The 19,028-nt window shown below is 62.0% G+C and carries 23 protein-coding genes and 1 tRNA gene; 21 read left to right on the top strand and 3 right to left on the bottom strand.

All coding sequences use genetic code 11. The annotated features are described in order from the left end of the window. The first annotated feature begins 55 nt into the window (after window positions 1-55). The 15 genes from AB5Y94_RS00780 (at window position 56) to AB5Y94_RS00710 (ending at window position 11,710) form a co-directional block, all read left to right on the top strand. Entirely contained in the window at window positions 56-604 is a 549-nt protein-coding gene (locus AB5Y94_RS00780) for a DUF3157 family protein (RefSeq protein ID WP_368204478.1), read from the top strand. 183 nt (window positions 605-787) lie between these two features. Then, the gene (locus AB5Y94_RS00775) at window positions 788-1,417 is read left to right on the top strand and encodes an outer membrane beta-barrel protein (RefSeq protein WP_005303698.1); all 630 of its coding nucleotides are present in this window, start codon (window positions 788-790) and stop codon (window positions 1,415-1,417) included. A 172-nt stretch (window positions 1,418-1,589) separates the two neighbouring features. After that, window positions 1,590-2,534 (top strand): YbgA family protein, encoded by a 945-nt coding sequence (locus tag AB5Y94_RS00770; RefSeq protein ID WP_368204477.1) that lies wholly within the window; start codon window positions 1,590-1,592, stop codon window positions 2,532-2,534. A gap of 63 nt (window positions 2,535-2,597) precedes the next feature. After that, complete coding sequence (locus AB5Y94_RS00765) at window positions 2,598-3,485, top strand: MerR family transcriptional regulator (protein WP_368204476.1); 888 nt, start codon at window positions 2,598-2,600, stop codon at window positions 3,483-3,485. Then, complete coding sequence (phrB, locus tag AB5Y94_RS00760) at window positions 3,482-4,903, top strand: deoxyribodipyrimidine photo-lyase (protein ID WP_201892828.1); 1,422 nt, start codon at window positions 3,482-3,484, stop codon at window positions 4,901-4,903. Before AB5Y94_RS00765 ends, phrB begins: the two co-directional genes overlap by 4 nt. A gap of 1 nt (window position 4,904) precedes the next feature. Then, entirely contained in the window at window positions 4,905-5,333 is a 429-nt protein-coding gene (locus AB5Y94_RS00755) for a nuclear transport factor 2 family protein (protein ID WP_054544256.1), read from the top strand. After that, complete coding sequence (locus AB5Y94_RS00750) at window positions 5,330-6,064, top strand: SDR family NAD(P)-dependent oxidoreductase (protein WP_368204474.1); 735 nt, start codon at window positions 5,330-5,332, stop codon at window positions 6,062-6,064. Before AB5Y94_RS00755 ends, AB5Y94_RS00750 begins: the two co-directional genes overlap by 4 nt. After that, complete coding sequence (locus AB5Y94_RS00745; RefSeq protein WP_336291050.1) at window positions 6,061-7,320, top strand: FAD-dependent oxidoreductase; 1,260 nt, start codon at window positions 6,061-6,063, stop codon at window positions 7,318-7,320. Before AB5Y94_RS00750 ends, AB5Y94_RS00745 begins: the two co-directional genes overlap by 4 nt. Next, on the top strand, window positions 7,317-8,099 hold the full coding sequence (locus tag AB5Y94_RS00740; protein ID WP_336291051.1) for a DUF1365 domain-containing protein: 783 nt from the start codon (window positions 7,317-7,319) through the stop codon (window positions 8,097-8,099). Before AB5Y94_RS00745 ends, AB5Y94_RS00740 begins: the two co-directional genes overlap by 4 nt. Continuing rightward, a complete protein-coding gene (locus AB5Y94_RS00735; RefSeq protein WP_368204473.1) occupies window positions 8,099-9,355 on the top strand; it encodes a class I SAM-dependent methyltransferase in 1,257 nt (418 codons plus the stop codon). Before AB5Y94_RS00740 ends, AB5Y94_RS00735 begins: the two co-directional genes overlap by 1 nt. Window positions 9,356-9,357: 2 nt before the next feature. After that, a complete protein-coding gene (locus tag AB5Y94_RS00730; protein ID WP_336291053.1) occupies window positions 9,358-9,837 on the top strand; it encodes a DUF2878 domain-containing protein in 480 nt (159 codons plus the stop codon). Continuing rightward, window positions 9,834-10,052, top strand: coding sequence for a TIGR02450 family Trp-rich protein (locus tag AB5Y94_RS00725; RefSeq protein ID WP_005303669.1), 219 nt, complete (start codon window positions 9,834-9,836; stop codon window positions 10,050-10,052). The genes AB5Y94_RS00730 and AB5Y94_RS00725 overlap by 4 nt, the downstream gene beginning before the upstream one ends. Continuing rightward, window positions 10,009-10,560: a chalcone isomerase family protein gene (locus tag AB5Y94_RS00720; RefSeq protein ID WP_368204471.1), complete on the top strand. Its 552-nt coding sequence runs from the start codon at window positions 10,009-10,011 to the stop codon at window positions 10,558-10,560. Before AB5Y94_RS00725 ends, AB5Y94_RS00720 begins: the two co-directional genes overlap by 44 nt. Further along, window positions 10,560-11,117, top strand: coding sequence for a DUF3833 domain-containing protein (locus AB5Y94_RS00715; RefSeq protein ID WP_336291055.1), 558 nt, complete (start codon window positions 10,560-10,562; stop codon window positions 11,115-11,117). The genes AB5Y94_RS00720 and AB5Y94_RS00715 overlap by 1 nt, the downstream gene beginning before the upstream one ends. Before the next feature lie 125 nt (window positions 11,118-11,242). Continuing rightward, on the top strand, window positions 11,243-11,710 hold the full coding sequence (locus AB5Y94_RS00710; protein ID WP_017779811.1) for a Dps family protein: 468 nt from the start codon (window positions 11,243-11,245) through the stop codon (window positions 11,708-11,710). A 3-nt stretch (window positions 11,711-11,713) separates the two neighbouring features. Here the strand turns inward: AB5Y94_RS00710 and AB5Y94_RS00705 are convergent, their stop codons facing one another. After that, window positions 11,714-11,941, bottom strand: a complete 228-nt coding sequence (locus AB5Y94_RS00705; protein WP_368204470.1) for a hypothetical protein — start codon at window positions 11,939-11,941, stop codon at window positions 11,714-11,716. Between the two features lie 58 nt (window positions 11,942-11,999). Here AB5Y94_RS00705 and hcp point away from each other — a divergent pair, with 58 nt between their 5' ends. The 3 genes from hcp to galE all read left to right on the top strand — a co-directional run bounded on the left by hcp (window position 12,000) and on the right by galE (window position 15,892). After that, a complete protein-coding gene (hcp, locus tag AB5Y94_RS00700; RefSeq protein WP_336291065.1) occupies window positions 12,000-13,649 on the top strand; it encodes a hydroxylamine reductase in 1,650 nt (549 codons plus the stop codon). Between the two features lie 111 nt (window positions 13,650-13,760). Beyond that, window positions 13,761-14,780, top strand: coding sequence for an FAD-binding oxidoreductase (locus AB5Y94_RS00695; RefSeq protein WP_368204469.1), 1,020 nt, complete (start codon window positions 13,761-13,763; stop codon window positions 14,778-14,780). A gap of 86 nt (window positions 14,781-14,866) precedes the next feature. After that, a complete protein-coding gene (gene galE, locus AB5Y94_RS00690) occupies window positions 14,867-15,892 on the top strand; it encodes a UDP-glucose 4-epimerase GalE (RefSeq protein WP_336291057.1) in 1,026 nt (341 codons plus the stop codon). A 173-nt stretch (window positions 15,893-16,065) separates the two neighbouring features. Here the strand turns inward: galE and AB5Y94_RS00685 are convergent, their stop codons facing one another. Next, complete coding sequence (locus tag AB5Y94_RS00685) at window positions 16,066-16,815, bottom strand: DsbA family protein (protein WP_368204468.1); 750 nt, start codon at window positions 16,813-16,815, stop codon at window positions 16,066-16,068. Between the two features lie 198 nt (window positions 16,816-17,013). On the opposite strand from AB5Y94_RS00685, the gene AB5Y94_RS00680 reads away from it, so the two are divergent. Further along, window positions 17,014-17,101 (top strand) — tRNA-Ser (locus AB5Y94_RS00680). A gap of 5 nt (window positions 17,102-17,106) precedes the next feature. Here the strand turns inward: AB5Y94_RS00680 and AB5Y94_RS00675 are convergent. Continuing rightward, complete coding sequence (locus AB5Y94_RS00675) at window positions 17,107-17,355, bottom strand: hypothetical protein (RefSeq protein ID WP_336291066.1); 249 nt, start codon at window positions 17,353-17,355, stop codon at window positions 17,107-17,109. Window positions 17,356-17,665: 310 nt separating this feature from the next. On the opposite strand from AB5Y94_RS00675, the gene AB5Y94_RS00670 reads away from it, so the two are divergent. Together AB5Y94_RS00670 and hcp1 are read left to right on the top strand one after the other, a co-directional pair. Continuing rightward, window positions 17,666-18,436: a LuxR family transcriptional regulator gene (locus tag AB5Y94_RS00670; protein WP_042009218.1), complete on the top strand. Its 771-nt coding sequence runs from the start codon at window positions 17,666-17,668 to the stop codon at window positions 18,434-18,436. Window positions 18,437-18,666: 230 nt separating this feature from the next. Continuing rightward, window positions 18,667-19,028, top strand: a 362-nt coding sequence (gene hcp1 / locus AB5Y94_RS00665; RefSeq protein ID WP_368204467.1) for a type VI secretion system effector Hcp1, incomplete at its 3' end; no start/stop codon positions are given.

Genomic DNA, 19,028 nt, shown 5'->3' with positions numbered 1-19,028 from the left:
GTGCGGCGGACTCTTTATACTGACGCCCTTTTCCATCGACGCGAGTCACCACCCTATGAAACCCTTGTCCCGTCTGCTGGTTGCCCTCTGCTTGTCGCCCCTGCTGGCACAGGCCGCCCCGCTCACCCAGGTGACCCTGCCGGATGGTCGCCAGGTGCAGCTCAACGATGACTTCACCTGGGAATACCTGCTGCTCAAGCCCGCCGCCGACGGCAGCGCGGTGCAGGGCACGGTGGCCGTGCCGGTGCTGACCGAGCAGGCGATGAACAACCCCGAGCTGCTGGCCCAGGCCGTCAAGGACGGGATCGGCGTCAAGCTCGCCAAGCTGGAAGGCTCGGATCCCCTGCAACTGCAATTCATGGTGAGCAACACAGGCACCCGCAACGTGGTGCGGGTGCGCGGCAGCATCACCCTGTTCAGCGAGCAGGGGGCCCAGCTGGTCAAGCAGGAGGCCCGCTTCTGGGTCGGCGAGAACCGTCTGCCGGAGTCCTATCTGCGCAAGGGGCAGCAGCGCCCCTCCATGGTGCTGGAGGTGCCGTGCCCGGCCGGTCTCACCGGCAAGCCCCTGGTGCGGGTCGAGATTGAGGAAGTGGAGTTCCGCTGATCCCTCATGCAACAGGCTCCTTCGTGGAGCCTGTCTTGATTGTTAACCCGGTAACCGCCAGCAACAGTTGCTTACATCTGACATGGTTTGGCAACAGCTTGCCGCTCGGCATTTCTCCCCGTCCTCTGCACAATGACCCCATTCCAGCTAGGTCTCAACTAGCTCAACGATGGAGTCATCAAAATGAAAAAAGTTGCACTTTCTGTTCTGGTTCTGGCCGGTTTCGCTTCTACTTCCGCTCTGGCTGAGGATGCCTTCAGCTACGCCAAAGGCGGTCTGACCTGGGCGCACACCAAGTCCGACTACATTGGCGGCAAAGATAGCAACAACCGCGACTTCGGCGGTCTGAACCTGGACCTCTCCAAGAGCTTCGGTTCCAACTTCTACGGTCGTCTGGGCAGCGAGTACACCTCCCGTAACGATGGCAACGACAGCATGGGCATCTCCAGCCTGGGTCTGGGTGTCTACACCCCGCTCAGCACCGGTCTGAACCTGTATGGGGAAGCGGGCCTGATGGGCTACACCATGGAGCGTCAGGTGGCTGCCAACGTCAAAGACAGCGGCTGGGACGTCATCACCCGCAAGAACAGCGGCAGCATGTACGGTGAGGCCGGCCTGCGCTACGACATCGGCGCCGTCGAACTCTCCACCGCCTACCGCTACGCCAACATGACCGACGACATGCACGATTTCAAAGTGGGCGCTGCCTACAAGGTGAGCCAGAACCTGGCCCTCACCGCCGACTACACCTATCGCAAGTGGGATCTGCAACAGGGTTCCATCACCAGCCTGGGTGTGAAGTACAGCTTCTAATCATCCTTCCTGTAGTGTCTTCATTTTTACCCATGACTTCGGTCATGGGTTTTTTCATTTCCGGTTGATCCACCCTTCACCCTTGCGCCGTATCAGTCCGCAATAGTTATACAACTTCCATTTTTTTGTATAACTGCTATAACTGATTCAGACTTATACAAGGAGTGATGGCATGTACAAGATCAAGGTTGGTATCAGCGCCTGCCTGCTGGGGCATGAGGTACGGTTCGACGGGGGCCACAAGCGTTCCAGCTTCTGCGAGCGGGATCTCGGTGCCCACTTTGACTATCACCCCGTCTGTCCCGAGATGGCCATTGGCCTCGGCGCGCCCCGCGCCGCCATCCGGTTGGTGAAGCGCCACGGCGAGATCCGCGCCGAGGCGAGCAACGGCAGCTTCGATGTCACCGACCAGCTCATCGCCTTCAGCGAGCAGAAGGCGCGCCAGCTCGACTTCATCTCCGGCTATATCCTCTGCGCCAAATCCCCCAGCTGTGGCATGGAGCGGGTGCGGATCTATGGCGCCAACAACGAGGGGAGTGCCAAGGAGGGGGTCGGCCTGTTTGCCAAGGCGCTGATGGAGGCCAATCCCCTGCTGCCGGTCGAAGAGGATGGCCGCCTGTGCGATCCCATCCTGCGGGAAAACTTCGTGCTGCGGGTCTTCGCTTACCACGACTGGCAGCAGCTCTGCGCGCGCGGCATCACCGCCTCTGCGCTGATCCGCTTCCACTCCCGCTACAAGTACCTGGTGCTCTCCCACGCCACCACCTACTACCGTGCGCTCGGCAAGCTGCTCGGCAACCTGGCCAGGGCCGACCTGCAGCAGGTGGCCGACAGCTACATCAAGGGGCTGATGGCGGCGCTGACCCTGCGGGCCAACCGGCGCAGCCACACCAATGTGCTGATGCACCTGCAGGGCTACTTCAAGCGGGTGCTGACCCCGGCCCAGAAGCAGGAGCTGTGCGACACCATCGACAAGTACCGTACCGGCGTCTTTCCGCTGCTGGTGCCGCTCACCCTGATCCGCCACTACCTGCGCGAGTACCCCAACCCCTATCTCGCCGAGCAGGTGTACCTCAATCCCCATCCCGACACGCTGAAGCTGCGCTACGGGCTCTGAATAACCTGTGCAGGTCCCGGCTGATGGCCGGGGCCTCTTCCTCAACCTTTGCTGGATGCCGTTATGTCTGATTTGCCACACGCCGCTTCTCCTTCGCCGGAGGAGGGGATCTACCCCATTCGCGAGGTCTCTCGCCTCACCGGCGTCAATGCCGTGACCCTGCGCGCCTGGCAGCGCCGCTACGGCCTGGTGCAGCCGGCCCGCACCGACAAGGGCCACCGTCTCTACAGCGAGCAGGACATTCGCCAGATCGGCGAGATCCTGAGCTGGCTGGAGCGGGGGGTGAGTATCGGGCAGGTGAAGGGACTCCTGAGTGAACCCCAGGCCCAGCCGGTGAGCGATCACTGGCAGCAGACCCTGGAGCAGTTCAGTCAGGCGCTGCTCGCCTTCAACCAGCGCAAGGCGGAGGCAGAGCTCAACGACCTGCTGGCGAGCTACCCGTTCGAGCTGGTACGCAGCCGGGTACTGCAACCCTTGGTGGAGCGGCTGCTCGGGCTGTGGCGCGAGCGGCCCGATGGCGAACTGCTGCAACAGGTGTGGCTGGGCTGGCTGCATACCCGCTTTGCCCGCCACCTGATCGAGCAGGAGAAGGGCGTGCCGGTCACCCTGGCGAGCTGGGGACAGGTGGGCCCGCTCGATCTGGTCTGGGCCGCCTACGAGCTGATCGGTCAAGGTTATGAGGTGCAACTGCTGGGGGCGGTAGAGCCGCGCCATGCCAGCCTGCTGGAGGGGCGTGCCGTTACCCCCTGGTTGGTGCTGCTGGGGGCTGGCCTTGGCAAGCCGGATCTGGCTGCCGGCTGGCCCGCCGGTACCCGCTTCTTTGGCGAGCTGGGGCGCCTCTACGATGGCGAGTGGCTGCAAGCCCATGGCTGGCAGGCGGGCCTTGCCGAGGTGATGGCGGGCAGGCCTGCGGCGGCTGGCGCCAACGGACGTGGGAGGAAAAAATCATGAAGCTGGTCTGGTTTCGCAATGATCTGCGCCTGGCCGACAACCCGGCCTTGCGTCACGGTTGCGCCAATGATGAACCGGTGGCCGCGCTCTTTATCATCTCTCCCACCCAGTGGCGGCAGCACAAGCTGGCCCCCGTCCGTCAGCGCTTTCTGCTGGCCCAGGTCGATGCGCTGGGCCGCGAGCTGGCGGCGCTCGGCATCCCGCTGCATCTACTGCGAGTGGAGACTTTTGCCGAGGTGCCGGCGGCGCTGGCAGATCTTTGCCGCGAGCTGGGGGTAACCCAGCTCTACGCCAATCAGGCCATCGAGATCGACGAGCTGCGCCGGGATCAGGCCGTCACAACCGCGCTGGCAGAACAGGGGATTGGTTGTCACTGGTTCAACGGCTGCTGCGTGCTGCCGCCGGGGCGGGTGCTGACCGGCTCTGGCGAGATGTTCAAGGTTTTCACCCCCTTTAGCCGCGCCTGGCTCAAGGCGCTCGACGAGGATGGCTTCGTCATTCATCGCGCGCCGGCGCCGCGCGGCGAGCCGCTGCCGTGGCAGGCGTTGGCCGAGCGGGACTTCGTCGATGCCGTCCTTGGCGAGCTGGCGGCAGATCCCCGTTGGCCGGTGGGGGAGGCCGAGGCCAGCCGCCGTCTGAATGACTTTCTGGAGCAGGCGGTGCTCGACTATGGCGAGACCCGCGATTTCCCTGCCATCGCGGGTACCTCCGTGCTCTCCCCCTATCTGGCGGCCGGCATCATCAGCCCGCGCCAGTGCGTGGCGGCGCTCCAGCAGCGGCTTGGCTACCGGCCCCAGTCCAAGGCCCAGCCCGGCTTTGTCTGGCTCAATGAGCTCATCTGGCGCGAGTTCTATCGCCACCTGCTGGTGCTGATCCCGACCCTTTCCATGAATCGGCCCTTCAAACCGGAGACATCGGCCCTGCCGTGGAGCTGGGATCCGGATGCCTTCGCCGCCTGGTGTGAGGGACGAACCGGCTACCCCATCGTCGATGCGGCGATGCGCTGCCTCAACGCCACCGGCTGGATGCACAACCGGCTGCGGATGATAGTGGCGAGCTTTCTCACCAAGGATCTGCACATCCACTGGCGGCTCGGGGAGGATTACTTCATGAGCCGGCTCATCGACGGCGACCTGGCGGCCAACAACGGCGGCTGGCAGTGGGCGGCGGGCACCGGCGCCGATGCGGCGCCCTATTTCCGGGTGTTCAACCCCACCACCCAAGGGCAACGGTTTGATCCGCAAGGAGAGTTCATTCGTATTTGGGTCTCTGAGCTGGCTGATCTGCCTGCCGCCTATCTGCACCAGCCCCACGACTGGTTGCGGCTCAAGGGGCGGCGCGATTATCCGGCCCCCATGGTGGACCACGCCGTTGCCCGGGTGAGAGCCATCGAGATGTTTCGCGCCCTGGAGAAATAGCATGGATGAGTCGCTGGCCCGCTTTGTGGCCCTCTATCAGCAGCTAAACCGAGATGAGTTGCACCGTTTGCCCGAGGTCTACGCAAACGAGGTGGTCTTTACCGACCCTGCTCACCGCATCGAGGGGTTGGCGGCGCTCACCGACTATTTTGCCGCCCTCTATCAGCGCCTGGCCTACTGCCGTTTCGTCATCACCAGCCAGCTGCAACAGGGGCGCCAGGCCTGGCTCGGCTGGACCATGACCTTCTCCCATCCCAGGCTGCGCGGCGGCGCCCCGGTGACGGTGGAGGGGGCCACTCGCCTCGAGTTCGACGAGACGGGCAAGGTGTGCCTGCATCGCGACTACTTCGATATGGGCGCCATGCTCTACGAGCAGTTGCCGCTGCTTGGGTCCGTGGTGCGCACCATCAAGATGAGGCTGGGCGCATGAGCGGCCGGGTGCTGATCACCGGCGCCACCTCCGGCATCGGCTATCAGCTGGCGCTTGATTATCGGCGCGCCGGCTGGCAGGTGTGGGGTTGTGGGCGCGATGGCGAGCGGCTGCTTGCTCTGGGGCGCCACGGTATCACGCCGCTGCAGTTTGACGGGCGCGATGCAAACGCCGTGAGCGAGGCGGCGGCCGGCTTGCCACGGGTCGATCTGGTGATCCTCAATGCCGGCAACTGCGAGTACATGGCGGTGGACGAGGGGTTTGACGGCGCCCTGTTTGCCCGGGTCATCGAGACCAACCTCATTGCCACCGGTCATGCCCTGGCCGCTTTCTTGCCGCTGCTCGGGGTGGGCGGACGCCTTGCCATCGTCAGCTCCTCGGTAAGCTGGCTGCCGCTGCCCAGGGCCGAGGCCTATGGCGCCTCCAAGGCGGCCCTCGACTATCTGGCGGATACCCTGCGCCTCGATTTGGCCGGCAAAGGGGTTGGGGTGACCCTGATCCGCCCCGGCTTTGTCCAGACCCCGCTCACCGCCAAAAATGATTTTCCCATGCCCTGCCTGGTGCTGGTGGAAGAGGCTTCTCGCGCCATCATGGACGGGCTCGCCGCCGGTCGCCACCAGATCCACTTTCCCCGCCGCTTCATCTGGCTGCTGCGCCTGCTCGGCGTGCTGCCGACGGGGCTCTGGCTGCGCCTTGGCCGCGCACTCGTATCGAAAGGACGCCCTTCATGAAGAAAAAGATCGCCATCGTCGGCTCCGGCATTTCAGGCCTGACCGCCGGTTTCCTGCTCCACAAGCTGCACGACATTACCCTGTTCGAGGCGGCGCCGACCCTGGGTGGCCACACCGCCACGGTCGATGTGGAGCAGGCGGGGCGCCGCTATGCCATCGATACCGGCTTCATCGTCTTCAACGATCGCACCTACCCCAACTTCCTGAGACTGCTTGAACGGATCGGGGTAGCGCGCCAGCCGGCCGAGATGAGCTTCTCGGTGAAAAGCCCACAGGGGCTGGAGTATAACGGCCACAACCTGGATACCCTGTTTGCCCAGCGCAGCAACCTGTTGAGCCCGCGCTTTTACGGCTTCGTCGCCGAGATCCTGCGCTTCAACCGGGAGGCGCGGGCCTGGCTGGCGGATGGGCAACAGCAGGGGGCCGGCCTCGAGCTGACCCTGGGGGATTTTCTGCAGGTGGGGGAGTTCAGCGACTACTTCGCCCGCCACTACATCTTGCCGATGGGGGCCGCCATCTGGTCATCGACCCTGGCCGATATGCGCGCCTTCCCCTTGAGCTTCTTTCTGCGCTTTTTTGCCAACCACGGCCTGCTTGAGGTGGCCAACCGCCCCCAGTGGTATGTGATCCCGGGTGGCTCGCGGGAATACATAGGCCCGCTGACGGCGGGTTGGCAGGCACACATACGCCTGGCCTGCCCGGTGCAGGGGATCCGGCGTCAGGCGGACGGGGTGCTGATCCAGAGCCGCCATGGCGAGGAGCGGTTTGACGAGGTGATCCTCGCCTGTCACAGCGATCAGGCGCTGGCATTGCTGGCGGACCCGGGCGAGCGGGAGCAGGCCATTCTCGGCGCCATGCCCTATCAGGCCAACGATGTCTGGTTGCACACCGATGCCTCCTGCCTGCCGGTGCGGCGCAAGGCATGGGCCAGCTGGAACTATCAGCTGGGGGAGGATGACGGGGCGCGGCCGCTGGTGAGCTACAACATGAACATCTTGCAGGGGGTGAGCTCGCCAGAGCCCTTCTGTGTCAGCCTCAATCCGCAAGGCAAGGTAGACGAGAGCAAGGTGCTGCGCCGCTTCGTCTATCACCATCCGGTGTTCAATCAGGCCTCCATCGCAGCCCAGCAGCGGCGGGCCGAGATCTGCGGCCAGCAACACACCCACTTCTGCGGCGCCTACTGGTACAACGGCTTTCACGAAGACGGGGTGCGCAGCGCCCTGGACGTAGCCAGACGGTTCGGGGCCGAGCTATGAAGGGTGCAGTTCTGGCAGGCCAGGAGGCGAGTGCCGAGGCCATGACCGGCACCCTCAGCGCCATCTGGCAGGGGTCGGTGCGCCATCGTCGCTTCGCACCGCGCGCCCATGCCTTCTCCTACAACCTCTTCATGCTGGGACTGGATCTCGACGAGCTGCCACAACTCGATCGCGGGCGCTGGTTCGGGGTGGAGCGAGCAGGGTTGCTCTCGTTTCGCCGTGACGACTACCTGCGCGGCAGCGATGGGCCTCTCAAGCAGGCGGTGTGGGAAAGGGTGAGCGAACTGGGTGGCGATGCCGAACCCGAGGGGCGGGTGCTGCTGCTTGGCAACGTGCGTTGCCTCGGTTTCTACTTCAGCCCGGTCAACTTCTACTTCTGCTATCGGCAGGGAGAGGCGCGCTATCTGTTGGCGGAGGTGTCGAACACCCCCTGGAACGAACGTCACTACTACCTGCTGGATCTGGCGGCGCTGGCCCCCCACGACAAGGATTTTCACGTTTCCCCCTTCATGGGGCTGGCGATGCGCTACCACTGGCGCATTCGCCCGCCCGCGCAGGAGACACTGATCCACATCGAGAGCCACCCCGTATCCGGTGAAGCCAAGCTGTTTGACGCCACCCTGGCGCTGCGCCGGGCGCCGCTGTCGCGCAAGGGGCTGGCGGCCCTGCTGGCCCGCTGGCCCTGGATGACCATGAAGGTGCTGCTCGGGATCTACTGGCAGGCCCTGCGTCTTTTTATCAAACGAACTCCCATTTTCACCCATCCGGAGAGCCGCTAATGGAACTTGTGCAATCAACCCTCTCTGCCTCTTTCATCGACAAGGGGGCCAGGCAACTGCTGCTCAATCTGCTGGGGCGCCTCGAACACGGCCAGCTGCTGCTGTGGGATGGCGGCGAGCGTCACAGTTTTGGCGTGGCGGGCACCGACCTGCACGCCGAGCTGGTGGTGCAGGATCCGGCCTTCTATCGCCGCCTGCTGCTGGGGGGCAGCATCGCCGCCGGGGAAACCTGGGTGGAGGGGCTCTGGACCAGCCCGGATCCGGTGGCACTGGTGCGGCTGCTGGCCCGCAACTTGGCGCTGCTCGACTCCCTTGAGCGGCGCCTCGGCTGGCTCAGCTTCCCGTTCAACAAGGTGCGTCACTGGCTTAACCGCAATACCCTGACCGGGTCGCGCTCCAACATCGCCGCCCACTATGATCTTGGCAACAGCCTCTATCAGGGCTTTCTCGATAGCCATATGCAGTACTCGAGCGCCATCTATCCCCATGCCGATGCCAGCCTGGAGGAGGGGCAGCAGGCCAAGCTGCGCACTATCTGCGAGCGACTGGCACTGGGGCCAGACGATCATCTGCTGGAGATCGGCACCGGCTGGGGCGGCCTCGCCGTCTATGCGGCCCGCCACTACGGCTGCCGGGTGACCACCACTACCATCTCCCGGGCCCAGCACGACTATGCCAAGGAGTGGATCGCGCGGGAGAGGCTGGGGGATCGCATCACCTTGCTGCTGGAGGATTACCGCAAGCTGGAGGGTACTTACGACAAGCTGGTCTCCATCGAGATGATCGAGGCGGTGGGGCACGCCTTCCTGCCCGATTATTTCCGCCAGCTGTCGCGGCTGCTCAAACCCGGTGGCCGCCTGCTCATTCAGTCCATCACCATCGCCGATCAGCGCCATGCCCAGTACCTGCGCGGGGTTGATTTCATCCAGCGTTACATCTTCCCCGGTGGCTGCCTGCCGAGCGTCTCCCAGATGGCGGGGCTGCTGGCGCGCGAGACCGACATGCAGCTGGTGCGGCTGCACGATCACGGCCACCACTACGCTCGCACGCTGGCTGATTGGTGCGAGCGCTTCCTGGCGCTGGCCCCCGAGCTGCCAGCCCTGGGTTACAGCCAGGACTTCATTCGCTTGTGGCACTTCTATTTTGCCTACTGCGAAGGGGGATTCTGGGAGCGCACCATCAGCCTGGTGCAGCTGGAAGCGGCCAAACCGGGCCTACTCGGCTGGAGTGGAGATCTGCCCGTCGGCGGTCGCTGACCATGTGGCAGTGGGCCCATCTGCTGGGGTTCAACCTCTACTGGCTGCTGGCAGTGAAGTGGCAGCAGCCGGGCCCGCTGCTGGCACTGCTACTGCTTCATTTTCTCTGCTCTCCGCGCCGCTGGCACGACTGGCGGCTCGTCCCGGTTGCCCTGGCCGGCAGCCTGCTCGATGCCCTGCTCTGGCAGCTCGGGCTGTTTGATTTCAACGCCGGTTTTCCGCTCTGGCTGGTGCTGCTCTGGTGCGGCTTTGCCCTGACTCTCTCTCACGGTCTGCGCTGGCTGCGGCCCTTGCCGTGCTGGCAGCAGGGGCTGTTCGGCATGGTCGGCGGCAGCTCCTCCTATGTGGCAGGCGCCGCCATGGGGGCAGTACACTTACCCTGGGGCATCGGGATCAGTGCGGCACTGCTGGCGGTGATCTGGATGTGGTGGTTACCCGTACTCCTGTGGGTAACGGTCAAGCTGGAGGGTGAAGCGAGATGAACACCTTTTCGACCGACACCTTGTTGTTTTCCAAGTGGACCAAAGAGAGCCAGCACGAGCTGACCGAGCGTTTCTATCTGGTGGTGGCCTGTCAGCGCGATGCGCAGGGGCAGCTGCAGCAGGTGGTGATGCAGGACATCAACACGCTGCTGGAACAGGAGATGGACTGGCATGAACTCGAAGATCCCGCCCATTGGCACATGGGGTGGAATTAGCCTGCTGCTGGCAGGCTTGAGCCTACCGCTGACCCCTTTCGCCCAGACCGGGCAAGCCCCGATCACCCCCTGGCAGCAGCTGCACCCGGTCGGGCGCGGCGAGATGAGCTGGCTCTGGTTCAAGCTCTATGACGCCACCCTCTACAGCGAGAACGGCCGCTATCGGCCGGGTCACTATCCTCAGGCGCTCAGCCTCACCTACGCCAGAGCCATCGAACGGCAAGATCTCTTGAGCGCCACCGCCGCCGAGTGGCAGCGACTGGGGCTTGGCAGCGAGCAGCAGCGCCAGGAGTGGCTTGGCCGGCTCGCCACATTCTGGCCCGATGTCCAGGCGGGTGATCGGCTCACCTTCTATGTCGACAAGGGGGGCGCGGGCCATTTCTGGTGGCGGGACAAGCCGCTCGGCACCCTCGCCGATCCGCAATTTTCGGCGGCCTTCCTCGCTATCTGGCTGACAGAAGGGAGCCGTGATCCGGCGCTTACCCGCAGCCTGCGAGGAGAGTTCTGATGCAAAAGGGATTCATGAAATACATCTGCATCTGGCGCTACCTGCTGTTGTTGCCTCTTCTGCTGCTGGCCGGCTGTGGCAGCAGTCTGGAGGAGTATCGCGGTCGGGGTCCCGAGTGGGATCTCGCCCGCTTCTTCGATGGCAAGCTGACAGCGCACGGTCTGGTGACCGATCGCAGCGGCGAGGTGACCAGCCGTTTTAGGGTGGAGATGCGCGGGCACTGGCAGGGAGACAAGGGGGAGCTGTTCGAGCAGTTCTACTTTGACGACGGGCGCCAGCAGACCCGCACCTGGTTTTTGAGCAAGGGGGCGGATGGCCATTGGCGCGGCACGGCCGCCGACGTGGTGGGGGAGGCGGTAGGCAAGACGGCCGGCTTTGCCCTCAACTGGCGCTATCAACTCGATCTGGCGCTGCCCGACGGCAGCGTGGTGCGGGTGAGTTTCGATGACTGGATGTACCTGATCGACCAGGATCGTTTGATCAACCGGGCCGCCATCAGCAAGTTCGGCATCCAGCTGGGGGAGGTGATCCTCTATATCGAGCGGCAGCCTGAATGAGTTCGCCTCGCCCGGTCGGTAACGTGGACGATAGTCACTCGCTATCAATCAGTTAGGTCTTAACGATTACCTTTCGAGTCTGATGGGTTCTAAGATGACCAGGTCGTCAAATCTGGAGGTGAAACATGAAGAGTCCGATTGGTCTTGATACCGTTCAATCACAAGCGCTGGCTGCCGAACTGAACAAGTTGCTGGCCAGCTACCAGATCCTTTACATGAACGTCCGCGGCTTCCACTGGAACATTCGCGGCAACCAGTTCTTCGAGCTGCACCTGAAGTTTGAAGAGATTTACAACGACCTGTTGCTGAAGGTCGATGCTCTGGCCGAGCGCATCCTGACCCTGGATGGCGTGCCGCTGCACAGCTTCAGCGACTACCTGAACGTTTCCGCCATTGCCGAGCAGAAGGGGCTGCACGACGGTCGTGCCTGCGTCGAATCCCTGCTGGAGAGTTTCCGCGAACTGCTGGTGGCCCAGCGCCGCATCTTGGGGCAGGCCGCCGATGCCGGTGATGAAGGGACTGCGTCCATTCTCTCCGACTATGTGCAGCAGCAGGAGAAACTGGTCTGGATGCTGCGCGCTTATTTAGCCTGATAGTTAACCAAGCCGGATGCATACGAAGTATGCCGGCTTGATGAAGTCAAGGGCTGGTGCTACCTGACCAGACGCCAGCCCGACCCGTTCCCTTACCGTGTTCTGTTGCAAACCTGAGTTGTCTCTCCTTTTATCCACCCGCTTGCCGCCCTGTTTGGGCGGCTTTTTTTGTTTTTGATCTGCATCAATGAATATTGAATTGGCAAATTGAATGCCTATTAAGTTTCCCATGAGGGGAATAGAATCGCCACAAAACAAACAACTGAAATGTCCAATTAGGAGAGGCATGATGTTTTGTGTGCAATGTGAACAGACAATTCGTACCCCGGCAGGCAACGGCTGCGCCTATGCACAAGGTATGTGTGGCAAGACGGCAGAAACCTCGGATCTGCAGGATGTGCTGATCTATACCCTGCAGGGGCTGAGCGCCTGGGCGCTGGCCGCCCGCGAGCACGGCATCGTCGACAGCGAGATCGACGCCTTCGTGCCCAAGGCCTTCTTCGCCACCCTCACCAACGTCAACTTCGATTCCGCCCGTATCGTGGCCTATGTCAATCAGGCGCTGGCCTATCGCCAGCAGCTGGCTGCCAAGCTGGCACTGCTGGCGGTGCAGGCCGACACACTGCCTGCTGCCGCCCGTTTCGAGCCGGGTAGCGAGCTGCTGGAACAGCTGGCCCAGGCACCGCAGACCGCGGTCAACCGCGGCAAGAACGAGGTCAACGAAGACATCATGGGGCTGCGCCTGCTCTGCCTCTACGGCCTCAAGGGCGCTGCCGCCTACATGGAGCACGCCCGGGTGCTGGATCAGCAAGACAGCGAGGTAGCCGCCGAATTCCACCGCATCATGAGCTGGCTCGGTACGGATCCGAGCGATCTGGATCCGCTGTTCAAGTGCGCCATGGACATTGGCCTGCTCAACTTCAAGATCATGGAGATGCTGGATCTCGGTGAAACCACCGCTTTCGGCCACCCCGAGCCGACTCAGGTACGCGTTACTCCGGTACCGGGCAAGTGCATCCTGGTCTCCGGTCACGACATGGTGGATCTCAAGCTCATCCTGGAGCAGACCAAGGGGACCGACATCAAGGTCTACACCCATGGCGAGATGCTGCCGGCGCTGGCCTATCCCTTCTTCAAGCAGTATCCGCATCTGGTGGGTAACTACGGTTCCGCCTGGCAGAACCAGCAGAAGGAGTTTGCCAACTTCCCGGGCGCCGTGGTTATGACCTCCAACTGCATCATCGACCCGAGCGTGGGCAACTACTCGGATCGCATCTTCACTCGCTCCATCGTCGGCTGGCCGGGCGTGACCCACCTGGAAGGGGAAGATTTCTCCGCCGTCGTTGCCAAGGCGCAAGCGCTGGAAGGCTTCAAGCACGTTGAGCTGGAGCACTTCATCACCATCGGTTTTGCCCGCAACGCCCTGATGCAGGCTGCCCCTGCGGTGATCGACAAGGTCAAGGCCGGCGAAATCAGCCACTTCTTCCTGGTCGGTGGCTGTGACGGTGACCGTGCCGAGCGCGCCTACTACACCGAGTTTGCCAAGGCGATCCCGCAGGACAGCCTGCTGCTGACCCTGGGCTGCGGCAAGTACAAGTTCAACAAGCTTGATTTCGGCGACATCGGCGGCATTCCCCGTCTGCTGGACGTGGGTCAGTGCAATGATGCCTACTCCGCCATCCAGCTGGCGCTGGCGCTCTCCGAAGCGTTCGAGTGCGGCGTCAACGATCTGCCGCTGACCCTGGTGCTCTCCTGGTTCGAGCAAAAAGCCATCGTCATTCTGCTCACCCTGCTGGCGCTGGGCGTGAAGGACATCCGCACCGGCCCGACCGCCCCGGCCTTCCTCACCCCGGCCCTGCTCAAGGTGCTGGAGGAGCAGTTCGGTCTGAAAGGTACCACCACGGCCGAAGCCGATCTCGCCGAGATCCTGGCGGCCTGAGCAAAGAGACAGCCTTACACGCTCAGCATGTTGTAAGCCTTTGGCGAGCCTGATGGCTCGCCTTTTTTTAGCGACCCCTTTCCAACATTTTTCAACAAGAGGAGCCTTGCGATGACCTCCACCTCCCTCACCCTCAGGTGCATCGGCCGCCGGGCGGATACCCACGACGTGGCGAGCTGGCAGTTTGTGCCGCAGACGGGCAGCCTGCCCGCCGTGCTGGCCGGCCAGTGCGTGACCCTACACACCGAGATTGACGGCAAGCCCCACTGCCGTGCCTATACCCTCTCCTCCAGCCCGCAGGACCCTTTCTGGCAGGTCACCATCAAGGATGTCGGACTGGTCTCCCACCATCTGCACCAGACCCTGCAGGTGGGGGACGAGATCCGGGTGGATGGCCCGTTCGGCGACTTCAATCTGACGGCCTTGCCCTGCGAGCGGCCGCTGCTCTTGAGCGCCGGCTCCGGCATCACCCCCATGTGGGCCATGCTGTGGGACGAGCTGGCCAAACGGCCGGACGCCGACATCCGCTTCATTCACAGCGCCCGCTCGCCAGAGGATGTGATCTTCGCAGACGACTTGGCTGCGCTGGCTGAAACCCATGCCGGTGTGCGCCACGCGTTAGTGCTGGAGAAAGTTGGGGAAGAGGCGCCGGCGGTTTATCCCTGGGTCGGCCGGCTCACGCCGGAGATGTTGAAGGAATTGGCACCGGATCTATTGAGTCGCCACGTCTATCTGTGCGGCCCAGCCCCTTACATGGAGGCAGTGAGCGAAATGCTGGCCGGGCTCGGCCTGCCGGCAGCGCAGTTGCACCAGGAGTCGTTCGGCCTGCCTGCAGCTACATCGAGCACGGCGCCAGTTGCAGCCGGCAGCGACCACTTCTGGCTGACCCTCAAAAAGAGCGGCAAGAAGGTGAAGATACTGCCGGGGCAGACCCTGCTGGCGGCGCTGGAGGGGGCGGGGGAGACCATGATGGCAGCCTGCCGCGCCGGGGTGTGCGGCGCCTGTCGCTGCACCACGGAGGGCGAGATCGAGCGCCAGAGCGTGATGACTCTCAGCCCGCAGGATCTGGAGAGTGGAGTGGCACTGGCCTGCTCCTGCACCGCCAGGGGGGATGTTTGCGTCGACTATTGAGGAAAGGTAATGGGCACCCTGCTCTTTTCGCTACGAAGCAAGGCGGGTAGACTCAATCCCAGTTTCAGTCGAACGCGGGATAAAAAATGACAATTCTGGTCACAGGGGGCGCCGGCTATATCGGCTCCCACACCCTGGTTGAGTTATTGAACGCCGGGCAACAGGTCGTGGTGCTGGACAACCTCTCCAACTCCTCCCCCGAGTCTCTCAAGCGGGTCGAGCGGATCACCGGTAAGCCGGTCATCTTCGTCGAAGGGGATGTGCTGGATCGGACTTGCCTGCAACAGCTGTTTGCCGATCACCAGATCGAGTCGGTGATCCATTTCGCCGGGCTCAAGGCGGTTGGCGAGTCGAGCGAGATCCCGCTCACCTATTACCAGAACAACATCACCGGCACCCTGGTGCTGTGTGAAGAGATGGCAAAAGCCGGCGTGTTCCGGCTGGTATTCAGCTCCTCGGCCACCGTCTACGGCGATCCGGCCTCGGTACCGCTGCGGGAAGATTTTCCCACCAGCGCCACCAACCCTTATGGCCGCTCCAAGCTGATGGTGGAGGAGATCCTGCGGGATCTCGCCAAATCCGATCCCCGCTGGGCCATCGTGCTGTTGCGCTACTTCAACCCGGTCGGCGCCCACGAGAGCGGCCTTATCGGGGAAGATCCCAACGGTATTCCCAACAACCTGCTGCCCTATATCAGTCAGGTGGGGGTGGGCAAGCTCAAGGAGCTGGGGGTGTTTGGCAACGACTACCCGACACCGGACGGTACCGGGGTGCGCGATTACATCCACGTGGTGGATCTCGCCATCGGTCACCTGAAAGCGCTGGCGCGCATCGCGTCGGATACCGGCGTCTTTACCTACAACCTGGGTACCGGTCAGGGTTATTCGGTGCTGGAGATGATCAAGGCGTTCGAGGCGGCCAGCGGTCGCACCATTCCCTACCAGATCAAGCCCCGTCGTCCCGGCGACATCGCCGAGTGCTGGGCCGAGCCGCACAAGGCCCGTGCCGAGCTGGGCTGGCAGGCCGAGCGCGGTCTGGAGCGGATGATGGTGGATACCTGGCGCTGGCAAAGCCAGAACCCGAACGGTTATAGCCCTGCTGCGAAGCCGTGATCAAGGGTCATGCGCTGCTCGGGAACCTCATTTATTCATATAAACTCGGGTCCCTGCGCTGCTCTTCACCTTGCTGACAGCTTCTCGCGACGGCCCATCAGATCTGATAGTTTGCAGCATGAATAGCAAAACGCCCCGGCATGCCGGGGCGTTTTTTATGTGCCGGAGCGGGATTACTGAATGCTCTTGCCGGCACGCACATCCTTGATGAAGCCTTTCAGGCTGGCGAGATCACGCGGTGCGCCGCGCAGGATCTGATCGCCGATGATGAAGGCCGGGGTGCCCGAGATGCTCATGGCTTCGGCCAGCGCCCGGTTGGTACCGAGATTCTGATCGATGCTGCCATCCTTGATCTTGGCTTCAACCTTGCTCCAATTGACGCCGACTGCTTCTGCCAGCTGCTTCACCTGTGCCTCGTCGGCCAGCGGGTCCTGATGGGCGTAGAGCTTCTCGTGGAAGGCCTGGTACTTGTCGGGCTGACCCAGCTGTACCGCCAGGGCGGCGCGAGCGGCGAAGTAGGAGGTCTCGCTCAGGATCGGGAACTGCTTGTAGATGTAGCGAATGTCCTTGTCTTCCGCCAGCAGCTGCTTGATCAGCGGGTGGGCGCGTTTGCAGTAGCCGCAGTTGTAGTCGAAGAATTCGACCACGGTCAGGCTGCCCTTGGGATTGCCGGTTTCCGGGTCCTGGTTGCTATAGAGCTGCTTGGCGTGAGCCTTGATCAAGGTCTTGTCGCTCTCGGCCTGCTGGCTCTCCTGCTTGGCGCGCAGGGCGTTGGACATCTCGACCAGGATCTCCGGGTTCTTGACCAGATAGTCGCGCACTATCTGTTCCACGTCGCTCTTGGTCAGTTCGCTCGCCTGAACCGGCGCCGCAAGCAGGGTGGCACCCGTCAGGGCACAAAGCAGGGCATGTTTGATTTTCATAAGTCCATCTTGCTGGGGATTTCGGGATGCTGACTATAGTGGGTGAGTCTGTTTTCAAGTCAAGTTATCTGGTTGAAAAAGCGCTGGTTATGCTCAAATTGACGGCTTTGTACGTCATTTAGCCCAATAAATCGGCAAACGAGCGGTGAGGGGATTTACAAGGGCGATCGCCATGGGTAATATTCGCCGCACTGTCGCGGAGGGGTGGCAGAGCGGCTGAATGCACCGGTCTTGAAAACCGGCGATGGGCGACCATCCGTGGGTTCAAATCCCACCTCCTCCGCCATTTATTCAGCCAAAAAGGCCATCCGAAAGGATGGCCTTTTTGCTATTCAAATCCCCGCTGTCATTCTGCCTCTGATTGTGCAAGCCATCTTTATCCACGTTTTTCAGACAGTTGGCCAAGGCTGACGCTTGCGATTTTCCTGCCTGTTTGATCGCGTTCATTGCGAGACTATCACCGGGCAACCAGCGTCTTGATCGTCTCCGTTGGCCCTGATATTCGCACAGTTCGGTGGGGATCCCGTCTCGCTGGCTCATCCGCCACAACTTAGACTCCTTTTGTTGCGTAATGCAGGCAGCGTGGAGGACTGCTGGTCCGCCGGTGAGAGGTCAGCCATGACGAATGTTGCAATGATTAACATCCGTAGGAGTCATGACTGGTCGCTGGTGGAACGATCTTGTTCTTCTGTAGCATTTCATTACAAAAATTACGGTTCGATAGCATAAAGTGTGGGGCAGTTCTGATTTTCCTATGTGCCGGGGTGTGTCATCTATTGACGCTTGTTAACATTCAGTATGTTTCCATGTTTGGCCACCTTATCTTGTGCATGATCCTCATACCCCGGAAATGAATACCCTGCACGCGTTGGAGCTTATCGGTCAGTTCGAGACGGCGGCTGACGAGCGCGCCATCGTGACCCTGCTGCGCGAACTGAGCGGCCGCATGGGATTCGACTATTTTCGCTTGGCCCTGATCTTTCCCAGCACCATCCAGCGTCCGGACGTCATCATCTTCAACGGTTGCCCACAGGCCTGGGTGGATACCTACACCGGCAGCGGCTTCTTTGCCATCGACCCCATCGTCAAGTGCGCCATGACCAGAAGCACGCCCATTCTGTGGGCCGATGTGGTGAACGATGATGAGCGTTGTAATGAACAGGGCCGGGAGGTGATGCAGCTGGCCAGCGAGTACGGCATTCGCGACGGTATCACCCTGCCCTGGCACGGTGCCAACGGCCATGTCGGCCTGCTCTCCTTTATTACCAGTACGCCTCGTACCAGCCAGCAATGGCTCTCTGCGGTGCCCTTTATCAGCTGGCTCTCCATGCATATCTTTGAGGCGGTGGCCCGGGTCTGTCTGGCGGGGCAGTCACCGCACGATGCGCTGAGTTTGCGGGAGCTGGAGGTGTGTCGCTGGGCGGCGGAGGGCAAGCAGGTGAGCGATATTGCCCAGATCCTGGGGATCACGCCCCGTACCGTGACGTTTCATCTGAACAATGTGGTCAACAAGCTGGGGGCCAGCAGCAAGAGCCAGGCCATCTCATGGGCATTGAAACAGGGGATGGTCAGGCTGAACGTGGAGATGGCGCTGGTGGCCAATGTGGATGAGGAGCAGTGATTCTGTTTGTGGCAAGCAACTCGTTGCGTAGATGGCAAGATGTTCCACTGCATGTGCAAGAATTTATGGTGCAATAACCTGTTGGTTGCAACTTTTTGCGCCACGCATCAGGCCGGCTTGCTTGATTGTTAGTTAATGCTTTGAAAAATATGGATAAAAAAGAGTGGCATGGTCGCTGCTAACTGGTTAGGTCGAGTGTCATTACCGTTCAACCAATCAGGAGCAAACTCATGCCAACTCCATGTTATATCAGCATCGAAGGTAAAACCCAGGGCAATATCACCGCCGGTGCCTTCACTTCCGATTCCGTCGGCAACATCTTCGTGCAGGGCCACGAAGACGAGATGCTGGTACAAGAGTTCCAACACGTCGTGACAGTACCGACCGATCCGCAATCCGGTCAGCCTGCTGGTCAGCGTGTCCACAAGCCGTTCAAGTTCACCGTGGCCCTGAACAAGGCCGTACCGCTGATGTACAACTCCCTGGCCTCCGGCGAAATGCTGCCGAAAGTGACCCTGAAGTGGTACCGCACCTCCGTCGAGGGCAAGCAGGAGCACTTCTTCTCTACCGTGCTGACCGATGCCACCATCGT

This window comes from Aeromonas sp. s5 (assembly GCF_040907865.1).
Lineage (GTDB): Bacteria > Pseudomonadota > Gammaproteobacteria > Enterobacterales > Aeromonadaceae > Aeromonas > Aeromonas dhakensis.
The sequence above is the reverse complement of the archived record's forward strand: the minus strand, read 5'-3'. Positions and strand labels throughout refer to the sequence as shown.